We start from the raw sequence: 23703 nt of genomic DNA, 5'->3' as shown, positions 1-23703 counted from the left end.
TTACACCTCTCTTTTGAAAGATCCGCCGTCAATCAGCCCGGCTTTTTTGTAACGTTCAAGCTCAGTTTGCGTAGCGGTCAGCCCCGACTGCAGCTGATTCACATCATCCGCTTCCACCGTATCTCCCGGCGTTTCGTAAGTCACATACACTTCGGGCACATCGGCATAGATCTTAATCATCCGCCGCCAAGGCGCTTCGTCAGGAAAAGACACCGAGTAATTCCGCACCTCTGTCCCGCTATAGCGTGAACCTGTATACACCGATAGCGTCTGATTGTTAATGTTATCGTGGGCGAGAAGCCCGCTGTACACACCGCCTGCAAGAAGAAGCTTCTCCTCGACCACATAGCTGCTGCCGTTTGCTTTTTTGTTCAGCTTGTCCTGAAAGACGTAAATCTGCTCCGGATATCCCATCGCTACACCTCCAGTACGACACTGCCGAATAGCGGCACTTCAGTCTCATTTAGAGTCACATTCCCTGTCCCGCCGTTCAGCTTGAGTCCGCTATAATCCACAACGCCGTCGGTATCCAGCAGCAGCGATCCAACTACAGATTGACTAATATAAGTGGCGGCAAAAGCTTTCTCTTTGCGGTATTTCTCCAGAATCGCTGTAAAAGCATTAATAACCGGCTGCAGCGCATAACCCGCTGCCAGTGTAATCTTGGCTGTGACGTTAATGGTTTTGCCTGTGGCGGATTCCACCGTCACTACGGCTCCGACCGGAGCTTGTCCTTCGCCAAGACCCGGAGCAGGATCAATGTATTGTTGAACCTGGGAGACCAGCAGCGCGGAAGCAGGCTTATGCTCCGCGTTCACAATGACCACTTTTACCGTCTTCGGCCCGGCCCACAGCGGAAAAACCCGCGCTCCCCCTACGCCCGGGGTGTCCAACGCCCATTCCATATAATGATATTTATTGCCGCTCGTCGAAGGCCGTCTAGCCGAGTCGAAGTACCGCTGGCGCAGCGCCTCATCTGACTCCGCATCCGTACCGGGAACGAGCAGTGCCGTAATCTCCCCGCGTGCCAGCCCGGAAATATAATCGATGGGCAGCAGCGTACCCGAGTACTGATTCCCCTCTGCACCGGCGGTCTCACTTTCAAGACGGTACGTTCCGGGCGACAGCTTCTCCGCTGCGCTATAGTGGTGCAAGCCCAGGGAAAACCGGCTGCCAAGAGGAACATCCAGCAGCTCCCCTCCGCTTGTATAGAACTTGCCGCTCAGCTGCGCTTTCCCTGCGGGATGACGGGTAATCCCCGTCCAGGCAATGCTGCGTTCCAGATACTCACCACCCGCTGTATCGGGGAAATACAGGTTATTGCTGACCTCAAGCTCAATATACATCTGGGCCATTTCAGCCGCCGCCGGAGCGAGTGCATCATAAATAATGCTTCCCTCGCGCTTGTCCATCCCTTCCGGAACCCGGTCCAGCATACGTTCGAGCAGGGCCTCATAGGTTTGATCTTCATACACCGGCAATCTCCTCCTTTCTCAGTTCAAAATTGCCGTAAACCGTGACCGCAGTGCAGCTGAAGCTCACCGTATCCCCGTTAAAAAGAATGTCCACATCCTTAAGCTGTTGAATCCGCTCATCCTGCAGCAGCGCCTCACTTACGATTCTGCGCAGCTCCGGCCGGGCCAGCAGCCTGTCTTGTCCCAGTACGAGACTCCATTCCGTTCCGTAGTTTGGACTATAGATCAAATGCTCGAAGCGGGCAGTCTGCAGCACTTTAACCGCTGCCTGTTTGACTGCTTCAAGCCCATCGATTCTTCCGGCTATCCGCCCCTGCTCCCAGTCCATCCTATACGTTAGGCTCGGGCTGACAGCCGTTGTATCCCCATTACCTTCAAGGGATGCCGTAACCGGACCGGACTTCCCAATCGCCGGGATCATAGGTCCACCAGCCGATCCAGGACGATATAGCTCTGTCCGCCCTGCATACGCACAAGCAGCACGCGGTCTCCCGCTGCCAAGGCCCGGCGGAGCAAGATCTCTCTGCCCTCAAACACTGCCTTGCTCTCCATCACGGACTCTGGCACAACCAGCGCCGGTCCCGTCAGAATGAACCGCTGCTCCACCTGGATCTGCAACGGCTGTACCCCGACTACTGTCCCATAAGAAAAAGCCACCGGATTCGTATTCGATACGGCCCCGAGGCTTGCTTGTTTAATAATATCTAGCATGTCTTCTACACCACCTTAATGTCTAGGGACATCGTATGCTCCCCGCCTGAAATCTTATGGCTGCATTGATCGACCAGAAACAGCTGTGTCTGAAACTCATCCAGCAGTACATAAATGAAATTCCCGGCCCGGACCCGCATATCACCAATGGCCTGCACAGAGAGGCTAAGCTTCTCGCGGTTATGCAGCTTCAGCAGATTGCCTGCCTTCTCCTGGATTTGCGCAGCATTCGCCTTGTCATCCGCCTTCTGGTACAGGTGAAGAATCCCCCAGCGTTCCACATTTTCCTTATCCGTCGCCGGAAAAAACTCACGTTTGCCGGTTTCCTCATTGTCTTGATAGAGCAGGATTGTATTGTACGTATCATCGTCAATGCTTCTTTTAAGCGAATAATCATACAGATAATGACCGGCACCAAGGATCACATTCAGCAGCATTGCCTGAGGCGCACGCAGGGTCAGCTTTCCGAAATCATCATAAAAAGCCATCAGCTGGCCCATATACTGCAGTTCACTGCCCACAGCTCCCATAATTATATCCAGCAGCTTTTTATTATCCTCGATCAGGGAAGGAATCGTGTACTTCGCCGGGTCCATTACTCCGAGCCGGAGGCCATAGTCTTTGGCGATTTTGCTGATCAGCTCACTTGCTGTAATATCCTGCAGCACATAACTGCCGTTGCCCAGCAGATAACGGATCTGATCATACGCCGTCAGCTTCATTTCCTGATTCGCTCCCGTATCGATGCTGAAGACGAACCCGTAGAACACATCAATCCCGTCTTTCCTGAACTGCACAATATCCCCGTTGCTGATGCCGAACTTAGCATGCTGATAAATGCCGCTATCCACCAGTGTGAGCTCGAGGGTGGCAGGCTTGCCGGTACGGGTGGTTTTCCAGGAGATGTCAGTGGCAATCCCGGAAACATCCCAGATCGTGCCTTCTTTATTGATTACTATTAATTCCATCGCCATGGCCTCCTACGACAGCTTAATCACTCTGCCGGGTTTGAGCTTCTTCAGTTCGCTGTCAGAGATACTGTTAAGCTTTTGCAGAGTTTGATATTTGCTGCCTTCACCCAGTTGTTTTTGGGCAATGGACCAGAGGGTATCACCGGCTTTGATGGTATAAGTGGAGGCTGCTGTTTTTTCGCTTGCCCGCTTCTGCTGCGTCTTCACTTCACCCTTGCTGTCAACCTTCATGGCTAACGCCTGATAGAACACATATTTTTTCAAGCCGATCGTATACTCGATATCCCCGGAAGAGCCCGCACTCAGCTTCCAGGAGAAGCTTTCAATGCTGACAGCCATATTGATGCCAATGTCCCCGGTAAAAGTCTGCTGCGCCTGTGCATTCGCCTGCTTCAGCCAATCTGGAGTCTGCGTATCCTGCACATTCACCGCCTTCAGCCCTGAGAAAACAAACCGGACCGGCCTGCGGCTCAGCATCCATTTCCGGATCAGCTCCACATATTCATAAGGCTTCAGCAGCTTGCCGGCATTCTCTCCCGAATACACCACAAACGGATAATACTGTGCCGGAAAAATACTCTCAATGGTGATCTCCGTCAGCTTCGGATAAGCAATAGCATTGATCTCGCCAAAATCTATGACCGTATAGCTCTTGCTGTCGCCATTCTCTTTGATCTCGAGGGTCTCAGGATTAACCGGAAGCCGGATCACCTCTTCATAGTTATTGAAGCTAAGATAGAACCCATACTCCTCCATGTTACGTATACACCCCCTGGGCCGTAGAGACAAATTCCTCTTTCAGCTTTTGTCCGATCTTCGTGATGATGGAGTCAATATCGCCGGAGTTATTAATATTACCCGTTGTTACCTGAACTGTTGGTGTCAGCTCTACAAAATTCTGAATCGACTGAATCTCGGCCAGCTCGCGCAGCATGTCCAGATCATCGCTGGAGATATCGACCTTATCATTAATGGAGCCTACTTCACCCACTTTGTTGATGTTGTTGATGTTAGCTGCAGCAGTTTGAGCAGGATTCTTGGATTTATCATCTTTGGGCTTGGCCGAATCCAGCTTGGTATTGAATTTTGCGGGGAGAGCTGCTGCCTTGTTCTCATATTCCGCTACTGTTTTGGCGGTATCGACAAATTCTTTCTTTTTGGTATTGTGTACATCCTTAGTTGATGTAGGCTCTACCAGGGTACCTTGAGCATTCTTGACCATATCACTGAAGACATGCGGATTCTCTGCTTCAAGAAAGTTGGGTTTGAAATCGGCCAAAAATTCAAAACCGGGGAATTTGCTTAACCACCCTGCCACACTTTGAATCCCCTTAAGCACAAAGTTTATGCCTTCTGCTATGGCCTTTACGAACCCGCCTGCAAAGCTTTCAACACCTAACGCCATTTGGTAAATGAAGCCCAGGAAGTTCGTGGCCAGGTCATAAAATAGCTTTTGCACAGCATACGTCGGATCAATAAACAAGTTACGGAAGAAGTCTGCAAATGAAACAAAGTTATTGTACAGACCGATAACAAAATTCTCTATAGTCGCCCTCAGCCAGCCAAAAGCTCCCCCGATAAAAGCAACTACCTCGTTTACGGACACACCTGCTTGTTGAAGAATATAAATAAGCAGCGCTACAGCGGCAACAATTAAAAGGATCGGCCACATGCCTACAAGCCAAGCGGCAGCAAGATTATATAACTGCACAATCATCGCAGCTATGAAGACAATGGCAATGGCCGCAAGGATTGGCCCTACAACATCCCAGTTCTCCTGGAACGCTGCAAACATATACAAGATGCCATTTACAACCTCTCCAATCACCGTAGCTATTACCAGGAATGCATTCGCGATCAGATTTAGTGCAGTAGACATTCCTTCAGACTGAAATGCATTATTCAAGGTATCCAGAACCGGACGTAACGCAACGATGGCTTTTTGACCCATCATTTCAACTGCGCTATCCATGTTTCCCTGCAGCTTGTTCCATTTCCCCTTATCTTCCTCCGTCGCGTTAGCAGCTATCGCTTTCGTACCCAGAGACTTCACCTTATCGAACACACCGCCAAGGTCCAGTGAACCCAAGGAGTCCTTCGTTTTGGAGAGGAATCCCGGCTCCGCTGCTTTCCGTGCCTTCTCTGCTGCCTTTTGTTCCTTTTCCGCTGCAGCTTCCTTCTTCTTGTTCTGCATATAACCTATGGCTTTGTCCCCAACGTAAGTGATAAGTTCGAATCCGCCTACGTCCAGGGCCTTCATTATTTTTTGGACTTCACCCATGAATCCGCTTTTGGCATTCCGGACATCGTTATGATCCAGATCGTCATCGTTAGAACTGCCTCCAGAGCGGCTGGATCTGGAAGAGCCCCCTTCATCCGCAAGCCGTCTGGCCGCTTCCTGAGACTGCATGAACCCTTCCATAAAAGACTTGTTTTTCTCTTCATACACCCGCTCCAGTATCTGCTGCAGGTCACCCAGCGAGTGGCTGGCCCGGTTAAAATTCTGGTTCAGCCGATCCCACTGTGAATTCACATTTTGCCAGACGGTTAATGCCGTTACAGGAACCAACGCTGTACTTGTAATTTCCATTCATTCACCCCCTTCATCTCTTCTTCCCCTTACTCCGGGCACGCTCCCGCTTCTCCTTGTCCACGCGCACAGCAATCATGGCATAGATCGCCGCGCGTTCGCGGACCGAGAGCTTCATCAGCTCATGCGGCAGAATATGCAGCTCGTGGAGGGCGTAGTAGGCCAGATTGGCCTCACCATCGCCCTCGTTGATTAGTTTTTTACGTCATCTACCAGCTCGTTCATATCTGTGGCGAAGCCGTTCAGGGCCTGTACCCGCTCACCAAGCGCGGCGAACTCACCGGGCAGCAGCATTTTGCGCAGCAGTGATTCGGCCCCCATCACCCCATAAGAGCGCTGCAACTCCGTGTTCTTCAGATCCGGATGCACAACGCTTGCCGTCATCAGCTTGGCCATATACTCATTGGGATCAATCTCCGTGGTATAGGTGCCGTTCTTTCCTTTGACCTTGCGTGTGGCGGCTTTCCGGCACTCCTGGTTCTCATCCTCATTCATGCTGCGCAGCTTCCAGACGGCAGCTTTACCTTCCTTATCCTTGAAACGTAGCGAGACCACAAACTCCTCTGTTGTATCACATGCTGCATTTTGCGCAAAAAACAAACTTAATTCACTCATGATGTTCCTCCCGGATTCTTATTGTGTATAGACAAAAGAAGAGACCCGCCGCCATATCATAAGCCCGGGTCTTTCCAGCTCTTGTCTATGGATATGCCTGCATAATCTTTATTGGCCGGAATTTGCCGGGGCACTGAAGGGCTGAACCAACTCCACATCCTCAAAGGTAAAGCTGACCTCTTCCTCCAGCGCATCCGACTCCGTATCCAGCGAAGCCATAATGACACTGTCCAGATTGACATCCTTCAGCATGATGCGCTGCGCGCCAACTGTAGAGGACGGGTCTTCATTCGTCACAATAATACTGAAATACTGGTCAATCCCCGTCTTCATGTATTCCAGCATCATTTGCCGGAAACGGCTGGTCATATAGAAAATCGTCATCGTACCGCTGCCCGACCATCCGGTTGCCTTATGCTGCACCCCGCGGCGTCCAAGCGTTTTCACTTCCGCCTTCTGTTTCTCCACTGTAGCCTCCAGCGTTTTTACATAGAACATTTCTTCCGTCTGTCCGTTAATTGTCGCATAGGCCCGGCCCTCCTGGCCGGATAGCGTATCGCTGGCTTTCAAGAATGTCATCTTAAACCACCTTCACTTTCATATATACTTTTTCTACGGAATCCACCGGCTTCACAGCCACATCCAGCACAACACTGTCACTGTCCGCTCCGGGGGTAACTACAATATCGCTCTGTGCATTGAAGTTCTCAATCGCCCCCAGGTTCTGCAGATCATTCATATAGGTGACGCACTGCGACCAGAACAGCGCACGCCCGTCTTCATTATTCGGCAATTTACCGATGAAGTAATTCTCAAAAATACGCTTCAAATCACCGGAGATTCCATCCAGTACGCGCAGTACACGATTTTTGGAGAATGCCTTACCCTTATCTGGTGAAAATGAAGTAAAGGTGTTGATATCCTGCTCTACCACAGCACGGCCGCCATTATACGTAAAGAGCAGTTCACCGTCTGTAAGCGCGGCTACGGTCTCGGAATGGCTGAAGCGCACATCCGCATCAACAGCGTCATCGTAGGCCTGATAGGTCAGGGATTCGTTCACCGCAGCGGCGGCAGTAGCACCGGCTACCCAAGCCACGGCATGTGCTTTATCCACCACAGTTCCGTCACTCAGCACCACACCGTTTGCCACACTGATAATACCCTCGTGGTCAGCCGTAGCATAATCGGACAATACTGCCTGCACCTTCTTGCCTTCCGTATTACGCAGACGCTTCACATAAGCGCTATATAGCGCCTTGAGCGTGTTATCCTCGGATACCAGCCCCACAGTCTGGAAGTCCTGAACCTCCAGCTCCGCCAGGAAGTCGCTATGTTCTGCATTCGTTACCGTACCATTAGCACCGCCTACAAGCGGCATCCCGGCTGTTAGCGTCAGCGCACCGGGTCCATTCGGCTTAAATTCTACATAGTCGTTCGCAGTCAGCCCGGCAGCCGTAGCTACTGTCTGCTTGTCCACCTCTGTATTCTCAAGCAAAGTCCGCACATCGAACTGAGCGTTGTCGTCGATATTCTTCTCGATAACAATCTTGAGTGCATTGCCGCGTTCCCCGCCATACAATGCAGTAACTTGAACCCCATTATTGGTCACAGCTGCCTTTACACCCTGATTCAAACGATAGAGCAGCAACGTGCCTGCCCGTTTCAGTACCTCTCTTACCGGCAGCAACTCAGCACCCGTCAGATCATACCCAAGCTTCTTCTGGAAATCATCCTGTGCGGTGAGCTTAAGAATTACTCCGGCTTGTCCCCAAGGCAGCGTAAGCGCCAGGGCCGCCGTACCGCGTTCCCCCATTTTACCTGACACGCTTCCGTTCGAAGCCACATTTACGTATACTCCCGGACGCACCTTGTTTTGTGTTGTCCATGTTCCTCCAGCCATTAGATAACCTCCTTATTTAGATAAAGCATCATTAATTGCTTAACCTCTTCCAGGCTGTAGCTCCCGCTCTCATGCAGAACTACATCCAGTACATCTTTTTCCTTCGGCGAAAATAAGACAGAACCCATAATCTGCTGTTTGCCAAAAGCATTCTGCTCTTCCCCGCCTCGCTTCAGCTCACTTGCATTCATTTCCTTTGAATTCATTTCAGCCGTGCTCCTTCTGTGAAGTGACCCATCAGTTCTGCCTCGCCCTCCGGCTGCTTCTGCTTCTGGAGATAGAGCATATAGTCTACTGTGAACAGCGGCCCATGTCCCTCTGCTCCTGCCTCCCATGACTGGCGCATTACACGAAAAGCTGGATTGCCGCTTTCCCTGTCCGCCAACGCTTCACACAAGCCGTCCGCCATGCTCTCTGCATCCAGCGGACTTCCCTGCTCGTAGCGGATACCGAAACGGTACACCGCCATGTATCTGCCTTCACGCTGCCGGTCGTAGGTTGCTGAGATGAGCCCCGTTTTGAAGTAGGCTGACTGCGGCTTGTCCCCTTCCACATAGACAGGTACATCGGGATAATACTCTGCCAACGCATCTGTGATGTTCTCCCGCACTTGTTGTACAGTCATGATTTCAATCCTCTCAAGATTAGTTGTGATAATCCCTCCCCCCTTCCTGGAAATCACAACGGATACTATCCTGACAAGAATAATATCCGTCTTGTATTAGGCCTCTGCTGAAGGAACTTTCACCACGCTTATGCCTCAGCCCCCAAGGGAGCCGATATTTTGTAGAGCATTCATGCTCCCGCGGTGTCCTTCTGCTTCATTTGCCATGTTATAAATATAGACCCTTTGAATCTCTGCGCAGACGCTATTATAGAGGAGAATGGACTAACTTCCGGAGACCCTTGGGATGAAAAAAGGAGGTGCCAGTTGTGCCGCAAAAAAAGCCGCATCACCCATTGGGCAATACGGCTTCGTGTACTACTTATTATCTAAAATAACCGAATCTCCAGGCTATTTCCGTGAGAAGGTTCAGCTTCAGCGGGCAGTCTACTATTTCTCCTTGCGGGGCCCTGATGTTTTCTCTAGCGAAGTTAATGACAACAACTGCAGATCTGCGAGCGCCAGCGCCATTTTATAGAACGCCTTCGACCTTATTTTCACATAAGTGTCCTTGCTCACCGGGGGATCGAATACATGATTATAGATCGTGTAGTCGTAGCTCTCCTCTCTGCGCAAGTAACGTTCCCGCACAAGCTGCTGTTCTCTAAGTGTAAGTCTCTCTACTACGGAATCTATCATTGCACAGTATGCTCTTCTTGCCGCAGGCACATCCACATTATGAGTTGCTATAGCCGCCGTCTGATCCGTAACCGTATTAGTCGCGCCGTGGAACCTTTCCGTATAAGAGTACGTAATCCCGGCCTCTTTAGTCTCGAAAGTTACGGTCTTAAATATACGGTATTTCTCCAGCATATTTTCTATAGTGACCTGAGTAAGACGGCGGTCAAGCTCGGGCAGCGAAGCTAGAATCATCATGTTAACCACTCCTTTTGATGTCATACAGATTTGAGAACTTTATTGCGGACCTTTCCAGCGAAATGTGGTAAAATTCTATTTGTTCGTATGTTGTTCGTGTTTTTCATTAATATACCACTTATCTACCAATTCCGTAAAATGCCATTTAGGCCCGTTTTAGAGTATAAACAAGCTATATTCATTATTTATCTTACCTTTTGGCAATATTGTCCGCTTTATTGTTTACCTATTGGCATAAATAGCTTATATTAATAGCAACAGCTTATTAGGTGATAAGGAGTGGTTAACGATGGCAGAGGAATTCGGGAACTATCTGAAACAGCTTCGGGAAGAAAAGGGACTGACAATCAATCAGTTGGCATCCCTTGCCGGGATTAGCGGAGCACAAATTTCGCGGATAGAGAATGGACTGCGGGGTGTCCCTAAGCCGGCTACACTGCGTAAGATTGCTGAAGCGACCGATGTCTCTTATGAGGAGCTTATGGGCCATGCCGGTCATTTAACCGAATCACAGAGCAGTACTGTAGGGTCAGTGCCCGCATGGGCTACGAGTAAGGATAAACGGGATTTCCGTCAAATGCTTGAGGATGATGGCGAGCTGATGTTCGACGGAATCCCACTGAACAAGGAGGATAAGCAGCGGATCAAGGATGTATTAACAGGCCTATTCTGGGAGGCCAAGCAGATGAACAAAAGAACTAAGCCCAAGCACGATTCAGGTACGAAGGAATAGCCAGGCAATCATACAACTATTAACATGCTGCGGGTGAAGAATATGGATGAGCTAATCAAGCGTCTGGTCAAAAAATATAATACCAACAACCCCTTCGAGCTGGCCGGAGTCCTCGGCATTCACATCAGGTTTATGGATCTAGGCGAAGGCACCAAGGGCTTGTATTACCGTAAGTTGAGAAGAAGGTTTATCGTCATTCATAATGAGCTGCCTCTGGAGTGGCAGCGGTTTGTATGTGCGCATGAATTGGCTCATGACCGTCTGCATAAAGGGGTCAACCGTTTTTTTCTGGAGGAAAACTCTTTTTTCTCACCGGGGAAGCTGGAGCGTCAGGCCAATATATTCGCAGTGAAGCTGCTATCCGCTGGCACTTCTATCGAGCAGGATGAATCTTTACAGAGCTATTATGCAAGGATCGGCATCCCGGCAGAGGTTGTCTTTTTTTTAGACGATTAAAGGAACATATGTTCCTTTAATAACGCAACAAAAAACTCTTACCGAAGTAAGAGTTCATTGCCAGCTATTAGCTGTGTTATCGGGATGACACGATTTGAACATGCGACCCCCTGGTCCCAAACCAGGTGCTCTACCAAGCTGAGCTACATCCCGAAACTATAAAATTTAATATGGAGCGGGTGATGGGAATCGAACCCACGCTATCAGCTTGGAAGGCTGAAGTTCTACCATTGAACTACACCCGCAAAGGTGAAATATCGGGATGACACGATTTGAACATGCGACCCCCTGGTCCCAAACCAGGTGCTCTACCAAGCTGAGCTACATCCCGTTAATATAAAGCCTATTACTCAAAAGAATAATGGCGCGCCCTGAGAGATTCGAACTCCCGACCTTTTGATTCGTAGTCAAACGCTCTATCCAGCTGAGCTAAGGGCGCAAAAAATATGGAGCGGACGACGGGAATCGAACCCGCGACCCTCGCCTTGGCAAGGCGATGCTCTACCGCTGAGCCACGTCCGCAAATTAGTGGTGCGCGTGAAGGGACTTGAACCCCCACGTCTTACGACGCCAGATCCTAAGTCTGGTGCGTCTGCCATTCCGCCACACGCGCATAAAACTAATAAAAGTGAGCCATGAAGGACTCGAACCTTCGACACCCTGATTAAAAGTCAGGTGCTCTACCAACTGAGCTAATGGCTCGCAATTGGCAGGGGATATAGGATTCGAACCTATGATGACGGAGTCAGAGTCCGTTGCCTTACCACTTGGCGAATCCCCTACAATAGATACCTATATAATGCCCACAATCTCCCACAAATATCAAGAAAATTATGGTGGAGGCTGAGGGGTTCGAACCCCCGACCCTCTGCTTGTAAGGCAGATGCTCTCCCAGCTGAGCTAAGCCTCCATATGTATGGCGCTCCAAAGGGGTGAAACTCAGGGAATTATCATCCCATAAAAAATTGGTGACCCGTATGGGATTCGAACCCATGTTACCTCCGTGAAAGGGAGGTGTCTTAACCCCTTGACCAACGGGCCTTAGTAAAGTAAATCTGTGGAGCTCTCAACCGGATTCGAACCGGTGACCTCTTCCTTACCATGGAAGCACTCTACCTGCTGAGCTATGAGAGCATGGCTCCCCGAACAGGACTCGAACCTGTGACAACTCGATTAACAGTCGAGTGCTCTACCAACTGAGCTATCAGGGAATATTGTCCGCTTGGCGGCGTCCTACTCTCCCAGGACCCTTCGGTCCAAGTACCATCGGCGCTGGAGGGCTTAACGGTCGTGTTCGGGATGGGTACGCGTGGAACCCCTCCGCTATCGCCACCAAACGGGCATTTACAGCGTAAATGCTTCAGGAATTGATTCCTGAAAACTGAATCCGAAACGAATCTGCGCTCTAAGAAATTTGGATAAGCCCTCGACCGATTAGTATTGGTCAGCTCCATGCATTGCTGCACTTCCACCTCCAACCTATCTACCTCGTCGTCTTCAAGGGGTCTTACTAGTTGGGAAATCTCATCTTGAGGGGGGCTTCACGCTTAGATGCTTTCAGCGCTTATCCCGTCCGTACGTAGCTACTCAGCCATGCTCCTGGCGGAACAACTGATGCACCAGCGGTACGTCCATCCCGGTCCTCTCGTACTAAGGACAGCTCCTCTCAAATTTCCTGCGCCCACGACAGATAGGGACCGAACTGTCTCACGACGTTCTGAACCCAGCTCGCGTACCGCTTTAATGGGCGAACAGCCCAACCCTTGGGACCTACTTCAGCCCCAGGATGCGATGAGCCGACATCGAGGTGCCAAACCTCCCCGTCGATGTGGACTCTTGGGGGAGATAAGCCTGTTATCCCCAGGGTAGCTTTTATCCGTTGAGCGATGGCCCTTCCATGCGGTACCACCGGATCACTAAGTCCGACTTTCGTCCCTGCTCGACTTGTAGGTCTCGCAGTCAAGCTCCCTTATGCCTTTGCACTCTGCGAATGATTTCCAACCATTCTGAGGGAACCTTTGAACGCCTCCGTTACTCTTTAGGAGGCGACCGCCCCAGTCAAACTGCCCGCCTGACACGGTCCCCGTACCCGCTTAGGGTACTAGGTTAGAACCTAGATACGATCAGGGTGGTATCCCAACGGCGCCTCCGCAGAAGCTTGCGCTCCTGCCTCAACGGCTCCCACCTATCCTGTACAGATCGTACCCAAATTCAATATCAAGCTGCAGTAAAGCTCCATGGGGTCTTTCCGTCTTGTCGCGGGTAACCTGCATCTTCACAGGTATTAAAATTTCACCGGATCTCTCGTTGAGACAGCGCCCAAGTCGTTACGCCATTCGTGCGGGTCAGAATTTACCTGACAAGGAATTTCGCTACCTTAGGACCGTTATAGTTACGGCCGCCGTTTACTGGGGCTTCGGTTCACAGCTTCGGGTTTAACCCCTAACCACTCCCCTTAACCTTCCAGCACCGGGCAGGCGTCAGCCCGTATACTTCGCCTTGCGGCTTCGCACAGACCTGTGTTTTTGCTAAACAGTCGCTTGGGCCTTTTCACTGCGGCCCCCTCGGGCTATTCACCCTACCGAGGCACCTCTTCTCCCGAAGTTACGAGGTCATTTTGCCGAGTTCCTTAACGAGAGTTCTTCCGCGCGCCTTAGAATTCTCTTCTCGCCTACCTGTGTCGGTTTGCGGTACGGGCACCTTCTCCTGGCTAGAGGCTTTTCTTGGCAGTGTGAGATCATGACCTTCGCTACTACAATTTTCGCTCCCCATCACAGCCCAGCCTTATTGATGTGCGGATTTGCCTACACATCAGCCTCACTGCTTAGACGGACACATCCATCAGTCCGCGTCACTACCCTCCTGCGTCACCCCATCGCTCATAGCGGATTACGGTGGTACAGTAATTTCAAACTGTTGTCCTTCGACTACGCCTTTCGGCCTCGCCTTAGGTCCCGACTTACCCTGAGCGGACGAGCCTTCCTCAGGAAACCTTGGGCTTTCGGCGGATCAGATTCTCACTGATCTTTTCGTTACTCATACCGGCATTCTCACTTGTATGCTGTCCAGCGCTCCTTACGGTACACCTTCAACCCACATACAACGCTCCCCTACCCCAGATACAAAGTATCTAGCCATAGCTTCGGTGGTGTGTTTAGCCCCGTTACATTTTCGGCGCAGAGTCACTCGACCAGTGAGCTATTACGCACTCTTTCAATGGTGGCTGCTTCTAAGCCAACATCCTGGTTGTCTGTGCAACTCCACATCCTTTCCCACTTAACACACACTTGGGGACCTTAGCTGATGGTCTGGGCTGTTTCCCTTTTGACAATGGATCTTAGCACTCACTGTCTGACTCCCGGCAAGAAGTTAATGGCATTCGGAGTTTGACTGAGCTTGGTAACCCTTGCGGGCCCCGCACCCAATCAGTGCTCTACCTCCACCACTCCATTCACCGAGGCTAGCCCTAAAGCTATTTCGGGGAGAACCAGCTATCTCCGAGTTCGATTGGAATTTCTCCGCTACCCCCACCTCATCCCCGCATTTTTCAACATGCGTGGGTTCGGGCCTCCAGTGCGTGTTACCGCACCTTCACCCTGGACAGGGGTAGATCACACGGTTTCGGGTCTACGTCCACATACTCATTCGCCCTATTCAGACTCGCTTTCGCTGCGGCTCCGTCTTCTCGACTTAACCTTGCATGTTAAACGTAACTCGCCGGTTCATTCTACAAAAGGCACGCCATCACCCAGTAATAGGGCTCTGACTTTTTGTAAGCACACGGTTTCAGGTTCTATTTCACTCCCCTTCCGGGGTGCTTTTCACCTTTCCCTCACGGTACTGTTTCACTATCGGTCGCCAGGTAGTATTTAGCCTTAGCAGATGGTCCTGCTGGATTCATACGGGGTTTCACGTGCCCCGCACTACTCGGGATCCGTCTCGGAGAGAACACAGTTTAGGCTACAGGGCTTTTACCTCTATCGCGGGCCTTTCCAGACCTCTTCACCTACCATATTCCTTTGTAACTCCATGTGAGACGTCCCACAACCCCAAGAGGCAAGCCCCTTGGTTTAGGCTGTTCCGCGTTCGCTCGCCGCTACTGACGGAATCACTATTGTTTTCTCTTCCTCAGGGTACTTAGATGTTTCAGTTCCCCTGGTCTGCCTCTGCGTATCCTATGTATTCAGATACGAGTAACTGCGAATTACCACAGCTGGGTTTCCCCATTCGGACACCCCCGGATCAAAGCTTGCTTACAGCTCCCCGAGGCAGTTTCGTTGTTCGCCACGTCCTTCGTCGGCTCCTGGCGCCTAGGCATCCTCCGTGTGCTCTTATTAGCTTAACCAATCGCTCCGGTATTGGCTCATTCGCTCATCTTGTTTTAAACAGCGCTTCCGGATGAATCCGTCCGCTAGTCTGTTTAAAGCCAAAAGTCGCTCATAATCCAAAACCATCGCTCAGCATGACTAATAACTATTTCAACTTGCTTATACAAGTTTCAGCTAAAAGATGTTCTAAAACGCAAATTCGTTTCGGTATCCAGTTTTCAAGGATCAAGGTGCTGTTATTATGAAACAATCACGACTGTGATGTTCGGAATAACAGACAATGTGCATATAATCTTGTAAAGAAGTATTGGTGGAGCCAAGCGGGATCGAACCGCTGACCTCCTGCTTGCAAGGCAGGCGCTCTCCCAGCTGAGCTATGGCCCCATAAAGGTATTCAATTCTAAATGTTATATGGTGGGCCTTGGTGGACTCGAACCACCGACCTCACCCTTATCAGAGGTGCGCTCTAACCAACTGAGCTAAAAGCCCATATAACAGATAACATTGTGAATCAACCAATAAATTGATTGTTCGCTTGGCGGCGTCCTACTCTCCCAGGACCCTTCGGTCCAAGTACCATCGGCGCTGGAGGGCTTAACGGTCGTGTTCGGGATGGGTACGTGTGGAACCCCTCCGCTATCGCCACCAAACGCATACGAAAGAGACTTGCTCTTTCAAAACTGAACACGAGTGAGTGTTTGAACCCTAAGGTTCGTTGTGGAAGCTTTAGCTTCCGATTTGAATGTTTCCGTTGCAGGAAACGATTCTCCATAGAAAGGAGGTGATCCAGCCGCACCTTCCGATACGGCTACCTTGTTACGACTTCACCCCAATCATCTACCCCACCTTCGGCGGCTGGCTCCCTTGCGGGTTACCCCACCGACTTCGGGTGTTGTAAACTCTCGTGGTGTGACGGGCGGTGTGTACAAGACCCGGGAACGTATTCACCGCGGCATGCTGATCCGCGATTACTAGCAATTCCGACTTCATGCAGGCGAGTTGCAGCCTGCAATCCGAACTGAGACCGGCTTTGCTGGGATTGGCTCCACCTCGCGGTTTCGCTTCCCGTTGTACCGGCCATTGTAGTACGTGTGTAGCCCAGGTCATAAGGGGCATGATGATTTGACGTCATCCCCACCTTCCTCCGGTTTGTCACCGGCAGTCACTCTAGAGTGCCCAGCCTTACCTGCTGGCAACTAAAGTCAAGGGTTGCGCTCGTTGCGGGACTTAACCCAACATCTCACGACACGAGCTGACGACAACCATGCACCACCTGTCTCCGATGCTCCGAAGAGGGGCACTATCTCTAATGCTTTCATCGGGATGTCAAGACCTGGTAAGGTTCTTCGCGTTGCTTCGAATTAAACCACATACTCCACTGCTTGTGCGGGTCCCCGTCAATTCCTTTGAGTTTCAGTCTTGCGACCGTACTCCCCAGGCGGAGTGCTTACTGTGTTAACTTCGGCACCAAGGGTATCGAAACCCCTAACACCTAGCACTCATCGTTTACGGCGTGGACTACCAGGGTATCTAATCCTGTTTGCTCCCCACGCTTTCGCGCCTCAGCGTCAGTTACAGCCCAGAAAGTCGCCTTCGCCACTGGTGTTCCTCCACATATCTACGCATTTCACCGCTACACGTGGAATTCCACTTTCCTCTTCTGTACTCAAGTCACCCAGTTTCCAGTGCGACCCCAGGTTGAGCCCAAGGTTTAAACACCAGACTTAAATGACCGCCTGCGCGCGCTTTACGCCCAATAATTCCGGACAACGCTTGCCCCCTACGTATTACCGCGGCTGCTGGCACGTAGTTAGCCGGGGCTTTCTTCTCAGGTACCGTCACTCCGGTAGCAGTTACTCTACCGGACGTTCTTCCCTGGCAACAGAGCTTTACGATCCGAAAACCTTCATCACTCACGCGGCATTGCTCCGTCAGGCTTTCGCCCATTGCGGAAGATTCCCTACTGCTGCCTCCCGTAGGAGTCTGGGCCGTGTCTCAGTCCCAGTGTGGCCGTTCACCCTCTCAGGTCGGCTACGCATCGTCGCCTTGGTGGGCCATTACCCCACCAACTAGCTAATGCGCCGCAGGCCCATCCCCAAGTGGCAGATTGCTCCGCCTTTCATTCTCTCTTCAGGAGAGGAAAGAAATTATCCGGTATTAGCTACCGTTTCCGGTAGTTATCCCAGTCTTGAGGGCAGGTTGCCTACGTGTTACTCACCCGTCCGCCGCTAAATTCATTTGAAAGCAAGCTTTCAAATGAACTCCGCTCGACTTGCATGTATTAGGCATGCCGCCAGCGTTCGTCCTGAGCCAGGATCAAACTCTCCAAATTGTATTTAGAAAGAGCGATTGCTCATTTTGAAACATCTGACGAGAATTTTCATTCTCACGATGAAGTTTCTAAAGCGTACAAGACGCTGTGAAACTCATCATTTTTGGAAGTCACTTTCGTGATTCCCCACTCACTCGTTGTTCAGTTTTCAAAGATCAATGTCTCATTTTAACTCTTCACCGCATCTCAGCGGCGACCTTTATAATATATCATAGTGTTTCGTTGTTTGGCAAGCTTTTTTTTGAAAAAGTTATTTTTCATTATTTCCTGCCTGTAGCACCCTTTTAAACATTCAAAAGGAGCGCGAGATATAATGTATCATGCCGGCTCCCTTTTAGTCAAGCTATTAGGTTAATTTTATTTGTTCTGGTCTTATAGCACTTTAGTATTCAATGTTTGAACTGTGAGGAACGTCCTCCCCACGCGTACTTGGACAACTCCTTCTGTGGAGCAAAACGTGCATACATACGGAATACCGTTTTATATCGATTGGCAATAGCGTGTCTGATATTCTGATCTAAACGCTGATCGCTCAAGTCCAGAAGCATTTCATCCAGCTCTTTACGCAAAACATAGTCCAGCTCCTTGCATTCCTTCTCATTGAATAACATCCCGAGCATATGCTTGGCCTCCTTCATGAAATTCATAGCTATCAACAACCATCAAATGCCATGTCCTCTACTGTAGAAAATAGACCATTCGATGTGGGAAGCTCCAATTGTACTGCTTACACTAGATTAACCGGAGCATAGGATCTATAACCATAATTATAAAAAATTCCATTATGGTCTCGTTATATCCAAATTCCGACTATGGGACCAATTTATTTGGCTTTTAATGTTATGCTCAATTCCCATAAATTTTATGATAAAAGTGAAAATGTAATTGTACTCTCAATGATTGCGGCAACGAACAGCAGAATAACAATCCATACCGAAGCGGTAAAAGTCTGCCGCATAAACGCCTGCCAATGGCCCGCTTCCCTCTCATTTCTTTTTCCCGCCCGAAATAGGGCAGACAACGCTTTGCCTCCGAACCTCAGACCAAAAGCACAGGCAATAATGATTGCTGGAATCTCGATAATCCCGTGCGGCAGCAATCCTTTTACAATCAGGGTGAACAGGTCCTGTCCCTGTATTGCGGACAGATGAATCAGATAACCAATGACCGCACCGTTAATCAGCAGGAAGAACACCGGTAATATTCCAAACAGTGCCCCTAGAAATATAATGACTACACTTTTGATGCTGTTGTTCAGAAAGATAAATACAAAAAAGCTCCATTGCGGATTAGAGGATTCTCTAAGGTTCCCGCTGATTTCGCTGATTCCTTTCAATTGCTCATTCAGCAGCTGCTGCAGACTTCCCGTACCGATCCAGCCAATTACTCCGCCGGCTATGAATAACAAGGCTGCTGTCAGCAGCGCTTTGCGGATCGTTCCCAGATCTTTGATAAACGTATTAAAAGATAACATTTGTACCTCCTGATATGATATCGCGCTTTTGAAGCATTTGCTGCAGGTTTTATATCTGCGGTCATAAGCGCCCTGTACGAGCATACATTTAGAACAAACAAGCATTTCGCATGGGAGAGGAGCGCTGACATTATGAATTCTTTTTATGTATTCAGCGGCAAAAAGATAAAACGGTTCATTTATATCTTTGCTGCTGCGCTTCTTACCGCCGGTGTCGTCTATGTCGAAAGGGGTAATATTACTGTTTTCTCTGAAGCAGCCCCTTCCGCCATTTACAGCGTGCCGACGGAAAAGAAGCTGATTGCCTTAACCTTTGATATTAGCTGGGGGGAGAAGAGACCGGAACCGATCCTGAAGGTGCTGGAAGACAAAAAGGTGGATAAGGCTACCTTCTTTCTATCCTCCCCTTGGAGTAAGACCCATCCAGAGATTGTCACCAGCATCAAAGACGCCGGATACGAGATTGGCAGCCACGGCCACAAGCATGTGAACTACAGTACACTGAGCAATGAAGAAATCCGTACGCAAATTACTACAGCCCATACGGTCTTGACCGAGTTAACAGGTACACAGCCCAACCTCATCAGAATGCCTAACGGGGATTTTGACAAAAGAGTGCTGCAGGTTGCCTCTGATCTTGGGTATAAGGTAATTCAATGGGATACAGATTCGCTGGACTGGAAGAACATCGGTGTGGATAATATCGTGAACCGTGTGACGAGCAAGGCCCATCCCGGAGATATCGTATTGCTGCATGCCAGCGACTCCTGTAAGCAGACTCATGAGGCATTGCCGCAAATTATTGATAAACTGCGCAGCCAAGGATATGAATTCGTTACAGTCTCTGAACTAATTAGCCAAAGCAGTGCCGAAGGCAAGGAAGTCCGCGACTCCGCTTGGCTGGATAATGGGTTAGAAGACGCTGCCGGGATGTAACTTAGACCAGTTCTAAACGCGCCGCTATAGGTTATGTGCTATGAATTAGTGGCGCGGAGAAATGAGCTTGGAAATATCCGGAGTAGGTGTATTTAGTTTCGGGTAGCTCAGGTCAAGCCCCTCCAGCGTTTTCACCACAATGGCCAGCGCCAGATAATTGCGGTACCAGCGGTGATTCGCCGGAATCCAGTACCATGGAGCTTTCTCTATACCGGTTTCCTCAAAAACATCTTCATAGGCTTGTTGATAATCATCCCAGAATTCGCGTTCCTGCAGATCGCTGGCGTCGAACTTCCAATGTTTCGCCGGATCATCAAGCCGCTCCTGGATCTTCTCCAGCTGCTTCTCCTTGGAGATGTGCAGAAAGAGCTTGATTACCGTTGTCCCCTCTTCCGCCAGCATTTCCTCAAACTGGCGGATGTAGCGGAAACGCCGCTTGGCATCCTCTTTCTTCAGACTGCCATGCACACGCGGTACCAGCACATCCTCATAATGCGAACGGTTAAACGCAGCAATATAGCCTTTGGGCGGTGTCTTCATATGGACTCTCCACAGGAAATCGTGAGCTTCCTCCTCCAGAGAGGGCTTCTTGAAGCTGGTAACGATGAAGCCTTGCGGGTTAATACCGGAGAAAATATGCTTAACGGTTCCGTCCTTCCCGCTGGAATCCATTCCTTGAAGAATAACGAGCAGGGAATGCTTCTTTTGTGCAAAAAGGATATCCTGAAGCTCTGCCAGCCGTTTCTTCAGCTTCTCCATTTTGGCTTCCGCTTCTTCTTTAGATTTGAATTCGCCGCGTTCGTCCGGATCGAGGTCTTTCAGGCGTGTTTCACTTGTGTCTTTTATCATATAACGCTTGATGTTCATATATTCCCTCCTCCACTCTATTCTTTAAGATTAACCTCATCAACTTGATTCTAACCGTTCCGTATAAGCAATGCCAAAACCCCGCCACCCTGAGTGTATTCAGGGAAGCGGGGTTTTGGTTTATAGACTTTTAAATTGAGGCCGGTTTCAAAATGCGGTGCAGCATCAAAATCTGGAACGCATTGCAAGCGACCAGCGGCACCAGAATAAAAATGGTGGCGCTATCTACGCCGATCCGGAGTACACCGATAATCTCAACAATGGTGATGGCGGTCATAAAGAAAAAGGTTGGAATCCAGGCCGAAGCGTTGGTACCCCGCATTTTGAACCAGGAAACAATAATTGCGGTAAGCAGAATCCCGAGACCCAGAATCAGGTCGGATGCAACACTCCGGTCCCCGCTCAAAAATGTACGCAGGAAAACCAGTTCAAGCAGCGCAAGCACTGCTAGCACCAGTTGTATGTACCGCCATGCCTTGCGCGGGAACACGCCGGTGCCCATGTAATTAAGAATCAGATAAGCGAAGAACCCAAGCTGTGCATATACACTGACGAGCACTCCGTAGCCAAAAAGGATCAGGGAGTAAAGTAAAAGGTCGGCGGTGCTCTTGAAATCGATTCCGCCATTGACTATCTGCAGGGCAAGACCGGCAATCACGGCTCCTCCTGCTCCGATCAAAAGCGTGGTCCAGAATAAATAAAACCATTTTCTTAAGTTCAGCGCTTCCACCTCCCTGTGTCAGATTTATTTTACCAAGGTTACCGTCAAAAAACCATTACACTCCAACATAAATGTGTGCCCCCGCGGCATACTACAGTCAGTAACTCTATAAAGGAGGGCAGCGCCAATGAAATGGAGGACTTTGTGGTCTGGAGGCTTGGCACTCGGCTTGGTTATGGCCTTAACGGCCTGCGGAGGCGAACAGAGCAGCAGTTCTTCTTCCGGACAGGGCGGATATAAGGAAATGAAGACGATGGTTGTAGATATATTGAAAAGCGATGAGGGGAAAAAGGCAGTTGAGGAGGCCCTTTCTACCCCCAGCTCGGGTGAAGGCAGCACAAGCGGGCTGAGCATGAAAATGATGCCGATGCAAACAACCGAGCAGATCCGGATCGCGGTTAAAGACACCATCACAGCTCCTGAGTACCAGAAGGAAATCGAAAAAATCATGACGGACCCGCAGTTTGCCGGGGAGTTCGCCAAAGCGATTAATACGCAGAGCAAGGAATTGCATCTTCAATTAATTAAGGACCCCACTTATCAAAAGTCTGTCGAAGAAATTATGAAATCGCCTGAAATGATGAAAATGTTCCTCGACCTTACTAAGACTTCCGATTACCGCAAGCAATCCATGACCATTATGCAGGAGGCCATGCAGAATCCGCTCTTCCGTATGGAAGTGCTCGATCTGCTCAAAACTGTAGTACAGGAAGAGCTGCAGCCTAAGGTACAGAAAAAGGATGCCGAAAAAGGCGGCGGGGGCGGAGAGGAACAGGAAAGCGGGGGCGACAGTCAGAAGCAGGAAGGCGGAGATGATTCCGGCTCCTAAAATAACATACATTATTTTCAAAAAAGGCCATGTCCCATATAGGACAGGCCTTTTTGTGTGCAAACAAATTACGCAGAGCTTAATGTTCGTACTTGGCGATCAGCTTATCTGCAACTTCTGCAAACAATCCTGCAGTTGGCGTATCCGCCTTGTACACCGATGGTGAGAAATCAGGCTCAGAGATATGGTTATCAGGTGCACCCAGCGGCACCTGGGCCAGCAGCTCTGTATGCAGTGTTTCGGCCAGGCGGGCACCTCCCCCGCGTCCGAAGATATAATCCTTCTTGCCGCAGGAGGAACATTCATAATACGCCATATTCTCGATGACCCCAAGAATCTCATGATCGGTCTGCAGAGCCATAGAGCCCGCTCTCGCTGCCACAAAGGCCGCCGTTGCATGAGGGGTGGTTACAATAATCTCCTTACTGTGCGGCAGCATCTGATGCACGTCAAGCGCCACATCGCCCGTTCCCGGAGGCAGGTCCAGCAGCAGGTAATCCAGTTCACCCCAGCCTACATCGCTGAAGAACTGGCGCAGCATTTTGCCAAGCATGGGCCCTCTCCAGATGACCGGACTATTCTCACGGATGAAGAAGCCCATCGACATGACCTTCACTCCGAATCGTTCCACCGGAATAATCGTACCTTCTTCCACGACTGGTCCTTCTTCAATCCCCATCATGTCAGGGATACTGAAGCCGTAAATGTCAGCATCGATCAGACCGACCTTTTTGCCTTTTCTGGCTAGTGCTACGGCCAGGTTCACTGTCACCGTTGACTTTCCCACTCCGCCCTTGCCGCTGGCGATCGCGATGAAGTTCACACCCGAATTCTCGTTGATCAGCTCATGCCCCTCAAGGCCCGCTGCGTGGCCTTTCAGCTTCTCGCCTTGTTCTGATTCCTGCTCGCCTTCTGCACTCTCTCCACGGAGTATAGCTCGTTCATAATCGGTGGCATCACGCAGACGGATATGAATATTATCTGCTCCGCCCTCAGTAAGCAGATCGCGAACCTGCTGCTCCAGCTCCATACGCTGCTTCTCCTCGGAGTCAAGATACACGACAGATAGCGAGATCCGGTCTTCTTTAATCATGATATCGCGGATCAGCTGCAATTCGACAAGGCTTTTTCCGGATTCCGGGTCTGTGAGCGGCTGCAAAAGTTCCTGAATTTGTTCCCTAGTCAGCATGGAAAGCACCTCTGTTCCTTACCGGATGGGTAA

At 50.1% G+C, this 23703-nt stretch carries 22 protein-coding genes, 14 tRNA genes and 4 rRNA genes; 4 read left to right on the top strand and 36 right to left on the bottom strand.

From position 1 onward, the window contains the following. The 13 genes from MKX70_RS09355 to MKX70_RS09295 all read right to left on the bottom strand — a co-directional run bounded on the left by MKX70_RS09355 (window position 1) and on the right by MKX70_RS09295 (window position 9802). Window positions 1–414 (bottom strand): phosphoglucomutase, encoded by a 414-nt coding sequence (locus MKX70_RS09355; protein ID WP_340839932.1) that lies wholly within the window; start codon window positions 412–414, stop codon window positions 1–3. 2 nt (window positions 415–416) lie between these two features. Then, window positions 417–1475: a baseplate J/gp47 family protein gene (locus MKX70_RS09350; RefSeq protein WP_340839931.1), complete on the bottom strand. Its 1059-nt coding sequence runs from the start codon at window positions 1473–1475 to the stop codon at window positions 417–419. Beyond that, on the bottom strand, window positions 1468–1896 hold the full coding sequence (locus tag MKX70_RS09345; protein WP_340839930.1) for a DUF2634 domain-containing protein: 429 nt from the start codon (window positions 1894–1896) through the stop codon (window positions 1468–1470). Before MKX70_RS09345 ends, MKX70_RS09350 begins: the two co-directional genes overlap by 8 nt. Continuing rightward, window positions 1893–2186, bottom strand: a complete 294-nt coding sequence (locus MKX70_RS09340) for a DUF2577 domain-containing protein (RefSeq protein WP_042239926.1) — start codon at window positions 2184–2186, stop codon at window positions 1893–1895. The genes MKX70_RS09345 and MKX70_RS09340 overlap by 4 nt, the downstream gene beginning before the upstream one ends. A 5-nt stretch (window positions 2187–2191) precedes the next feature. Beyond that, entirely contained in the window at window positions 2192–3154 is a 963-nt protein-coding gene (locus MKX70_RS09335; protein WP_340782007.1) for an XkdQ/YqbQ family protein, read from the bottom strand. A 12-nt stretch (window positions 3155–3166) separates the two neighbouring features. Next, window positions 3167–3913 carry a LysM peptidoglycan-binding domain-containing protein gene (locus MKX70_RS09330; protein ID WP_042239931.1) on the bottom strand — a complete coding sequence of 249 codons (747 nt, stop codon included), beginning with the start codon at window positions 3911–3913 and terminating at the stop codon, window positions 3167–3169. A 1-nt stretch (window position 3914) separates the two neighbouring features. Beyond that, on the bottom strand, window positions 3915–5747 hold the full coding sequence (locus tag MKX70_RS09325; RefSeq protein ID WP_340782004.1) for a hypothetical protein: 1833 nt from the start codon (window positions 5745–5747) through the stop codon (window positions 3915–3917). 192 nt (window positions 5748–5939) lie between these two features. Continuing rightward, entirely contained in the window at window positions 5940–6362 is a 423-nt protein-coding gene (locus MKX70_RS09320) for a phage tail assembly chaperone (protein ID WP_042239937.1), read from the bottom strand. 108 nt (window positions 6363–6470) lie between these two features. Beyond that, window positions 6471–6941, bottom strand: a complete 471-nt coding sequence (locus MKX70_RS09315; protein ID WP_039294168.1) for a phage tail tube protein — start codon at window positions 6939–6941, stop codon at window positions 6471–6473. A gap of 1 nt (window position 6942) precedes the next feature. Continuing rightward, window positions 6943–8265, bottom strand: coding sequence for a phage tail sheath family protein (locus MKX70_RS09310; protein ID WP_042239940.1), 1323 nt, complete (start codon window positions 8263–8265; stop codon window positions 6943–6945). Then, window positions 8265–8471 carry a hypothetical protein gene (locus MKX70_RS09305; RefSeq protein ID WP_042239943.1) on the bottom strand — a complete coding sequence of 69 codons (207 nt, stop codon included), beginning with the start codon at window positions 8469–8471 and terminating at the stop codon, window positions 8265–8267. The genes MKX70_RS09310 and MKX70_RS09305 overlap by 1 nt, the downstream gene beginning before the upstream one ends. After that, complete coding sequence (locus MKX70_RS09300) at window positions 8468–8890, bottom strand: phage tail terminator family protein (RefSeq protein ID WP_042239946.1); 423 nt, start codon at window positions 8888–8890, stop codon at window positions 8468–8470. Before MKX70_RS09300 ends, MKX70_RS09305 begins: the two co-directional genes overlap by 4 nt. A gap of 429 nt (window positions 8891–9319) precedes the next feature. Beyond that, entirely contained in the window at window positions 9320–9802 is a 483-nt protein-coding gene (locus MKX70_RS09295) for an ArpU family phage packaging/lysis transcriptional regulator (protein WP_445323703.1), read from the bottom strand. A 292-nt stretch (window positions 9803–10094) separates the two neighbouring features. Between MKX70_RS09295 and MKX70_RS09290 the strand changes: the two genes are divergently transcribed. Together MKX70_RS09290 and MKX70_RS09285 are read left to right on the top strand one after the other, a co-directional pair. Further along, a complete protein-coding gene (locus tag MKX70_RS09290; RefSeq protein ID WP_042239948.1) occupies window positions 10095–10538 on the top strand; it encodes a transcriptional regulator in 444 nt (147 codons plus the stop codon). A gap of 42 nt (window positions 10539–10580) precedes the next feature. Next, a complete protein-coding gene (locus tag MKX70_RS09285; RefSeq protein ID WP_340839929.1) occupies window positions 10581–10994 on the top strand; it encodes an ImmA/IrrE family metallo-endopeptidase in 414 nt (137 codons plus the stop codon). Between the two features lie 79 nt (window positions 10995–11073). Here MKX70_RS09285 and MKX70_RS09280 read toward each other — a convergent pair. From MKX70_RS09280 to MKX70_RS09185, 20 genes are all read right to left on the bottom strand, one after another. Then, window positions 11074–11147: transfer RNA gene (locus MKX70_RS09280), tRNA-Pro, on the bottom strand. A gap of 18 nt (window positions 11148–11165) precedes the next feature. Next, window positions 11166–11239, bottom strand: a tRNA-Gly gene (locus MKX70_RS09275). 12 nt (window positions 11240–11251) lie between these two features. Further along, window positions 11252–11325: transfer RNA gene (locus MKX70_RS09270), tRNA-Pro, on the bottom strand. Between the two features lie 31 nt (window positions 11326–11356). Continuing rightward, window positions 11357–11433 (bottom strand) — tRNA-Arg (locus MKX70_RS09265). A gap of 8 nt (window positions 11434–11441) precedes the next feature. Next, window positions 11442–11516, bottom strand: a tRNA-Gly gene (locus MKX70_RS09260). Window positions 11517–11523: 7 nt separating this feature from the next. Next, window positions 11524–11607, bottom strand: a tRNA-Leu gene (locus tag MKX70_RS09255). A gap of 16 nt (window positions 11608–11623) precedes the next feature. Beyond that, window positions 11624–11696: transfer RNA gene (locus MKX70_RS09250), tRNA-Lys, on the bottom strand. A gap of 5 nt (window positions 11697–11701) precedes the next feature. Continuing rightward, window positions 11702–11775, bottom strand: a tRNA-Gln gene (locus MKX70_RS09245). Between the two features lie 53 nt (window positions 11776–11828). Next, window positions 11829–11904 (bottom strand) — tRNA-Val (locus MKX70_RS09240). 56 nt (window positions 11905–11960) lie between these two features. Next, window positions 11961–12035: transfer RNA gene (locus tag MKX70_RS09235), tRNA-Glu, on the bottom strand. A gap of 17 nt (window positions 12036–12052) precedes the next feature. Further along, window positions 12053–12128, bottom strand: a tRNA-Thr gene (locus MKX70_RS09230). A gap of 1 nt (window position 12129) precedes the next feature. Next, window positions 12130–12205 (bottom strand) — tRNA-Asn (locus MKX70_RS09225). Window positions 12206–12214: 9 nt separating this feature from the next. Then, window positions 12215–12331: ribosomal RNA gene (gene rrf, locus MKX70_RS09220) — 5S ribosomal RNA — on the bottom strand. 77 nt (window positions 12332–12408) lie between these two features. Continuing rightward, a 23S ribosomal RNA gene (locus MKX70_RS09215) occupies window positions 12409–15339 on the bottom strand. A 291-nt stretch (window positions 15340–15630) separates the two neighbouring features. After that, window positions 15631–15706, bottom strand: a tRNA-Ala gene (locus tag MKX70_RS09210). Between the two features lie 28 nt (window positions 15707–15734). Further along, window positions 15735–15811, bottom strand: a tRNA-Ile gene (locus tag MKX70_RS09205). 44 nt (window positions 15812–15855) lie between these two features. Further along, window positions 15856–15972: ribosomal RNA gene (gene rrf, locus MKX70_RS09200) — 5S ribosomal RNA — on the bottom strand. Window positions 15973–16096: 124 nt separating this feature from the next. Next, window positions 16097–17654 (bottom strand): 16S ribosomal RNA (locus MKX70_RS09195). The 16S, 23S and 5S rRNA genes sit together here with 14 tRNA genes alongside, the layout of an rRNA operon. A gap of 389 nt (window positions 17655–18043) precedes the next feature. Beyond that, on the bottom strand, window positions 18044–18274 hold the full coding sequence (locus MKX70_RS09190; RefSeq protein WP_025336637.1) for a hypothetical protein: 231 nt from the start codon (window positions 18272–18274) through the stop codon (window positions 18044–18046). Between the two features lie 242 nt (window positions 18275–18516). Next, on the bottom strand, window positions 18517–19128 hold the full coding sequence (locus MKX70_RS09185) for a stage II sporulation protein M (RefSeq protein ID WP_340781982.1): 612 nt from the start codon (window positions 19126–19128) through the stop codon (window positions 18517–18519). Window positions 19129–19260: 132 nt separating this feature from the next. Here MKX70_RS09185 and pdaB point away from each other — a divergent pair, with 132 nt between their 5' ends. Continuing rightward, complete coding sequence (gene pdaB / locus MKX70_RS09180; protein ID WP_042239954.1) at window positions 19261–20064, top strand: polysaccharide deacetylase family sporulation protein PdaB; 804 nt, start codon at window positions 19261–19263, stop codon at window positions 20062–20064. 45 nt (window positions 20065–20109) lie between these two features. Here the strand turns inward: pdaB and MKX70_RS09175 are convergent, their stop codons facing one another. After that, the gene (locus MKX70_RS09175; RefSeq protein WP_340781978.1) at window positions 20110–20931 is read right to left on the bottom strand and encodes a PPK2 family polyphosphate kinase; all 822 of its coding nucleotides are present in this window, start codon (window positions 20929–20931) and stop codon (window positions 20110–20112) included. Between the two features lie 130 nt (window positions 20932–21061). Continuing rightward, the gene (locus tag MKX70_RS09170) at window positions 21062–21652 is read right to left on the bottom strand and encodes a KinB-signaling pathway activation protein (RefSeq protein WP_042243600.1); all 591 of its coding nucleotides are present in this window, start codon (window positions 21650–21652) and stop codon (window positions 21062–21064) included. Between the two features lie 127 nt (window positions 21653–21779). Between MKX70_RS09170 and gerD the strand changes: the two genes are divergently transcribed. Further along, on the top strand, window positions 21780–22481 hold the full coding sequence (gene gerD, locus MKX70_RS09165) for a spore germination lipoprotein GerD (RefSeq protein WP_042239960.1): 702 nt from the start codon (window positions 21780–21782) through the stop codon (window positions 22479–22481). Window positions 22482–22560: 79 nt separating this feature from the next. On the opposite strand, the gene MKX70_RS09160 is transcribed toward gerD, so the two are convergent. Next, window positions 22561–23670, bottom strand: a complete 1110-nt coding sequence (locus MKX70_RS09160) for an Mrp/NBP35 family ATP-binding protein (protein ID WP_340839928.1) — start codon at window positions 23668–23670, stop codon at window positions 22561–22563. Window positions 23671–23703 lie beyond the last annotated feature (33 nt).

Source organism: Paenibacillus sp. FSL R7-0312 (assembly GCF_038004445.1).
Lineage (GTDB): Bacteria > Bacillota > Bacilli > Paenibacillales > Paenibacillaceae > Paenibacillus_AQ.
The sequence above is the reverse complement of the archived record's forward strand: the minus strand, read 5'-3'. Positions and strand labels throughout refer to the sequence as shown.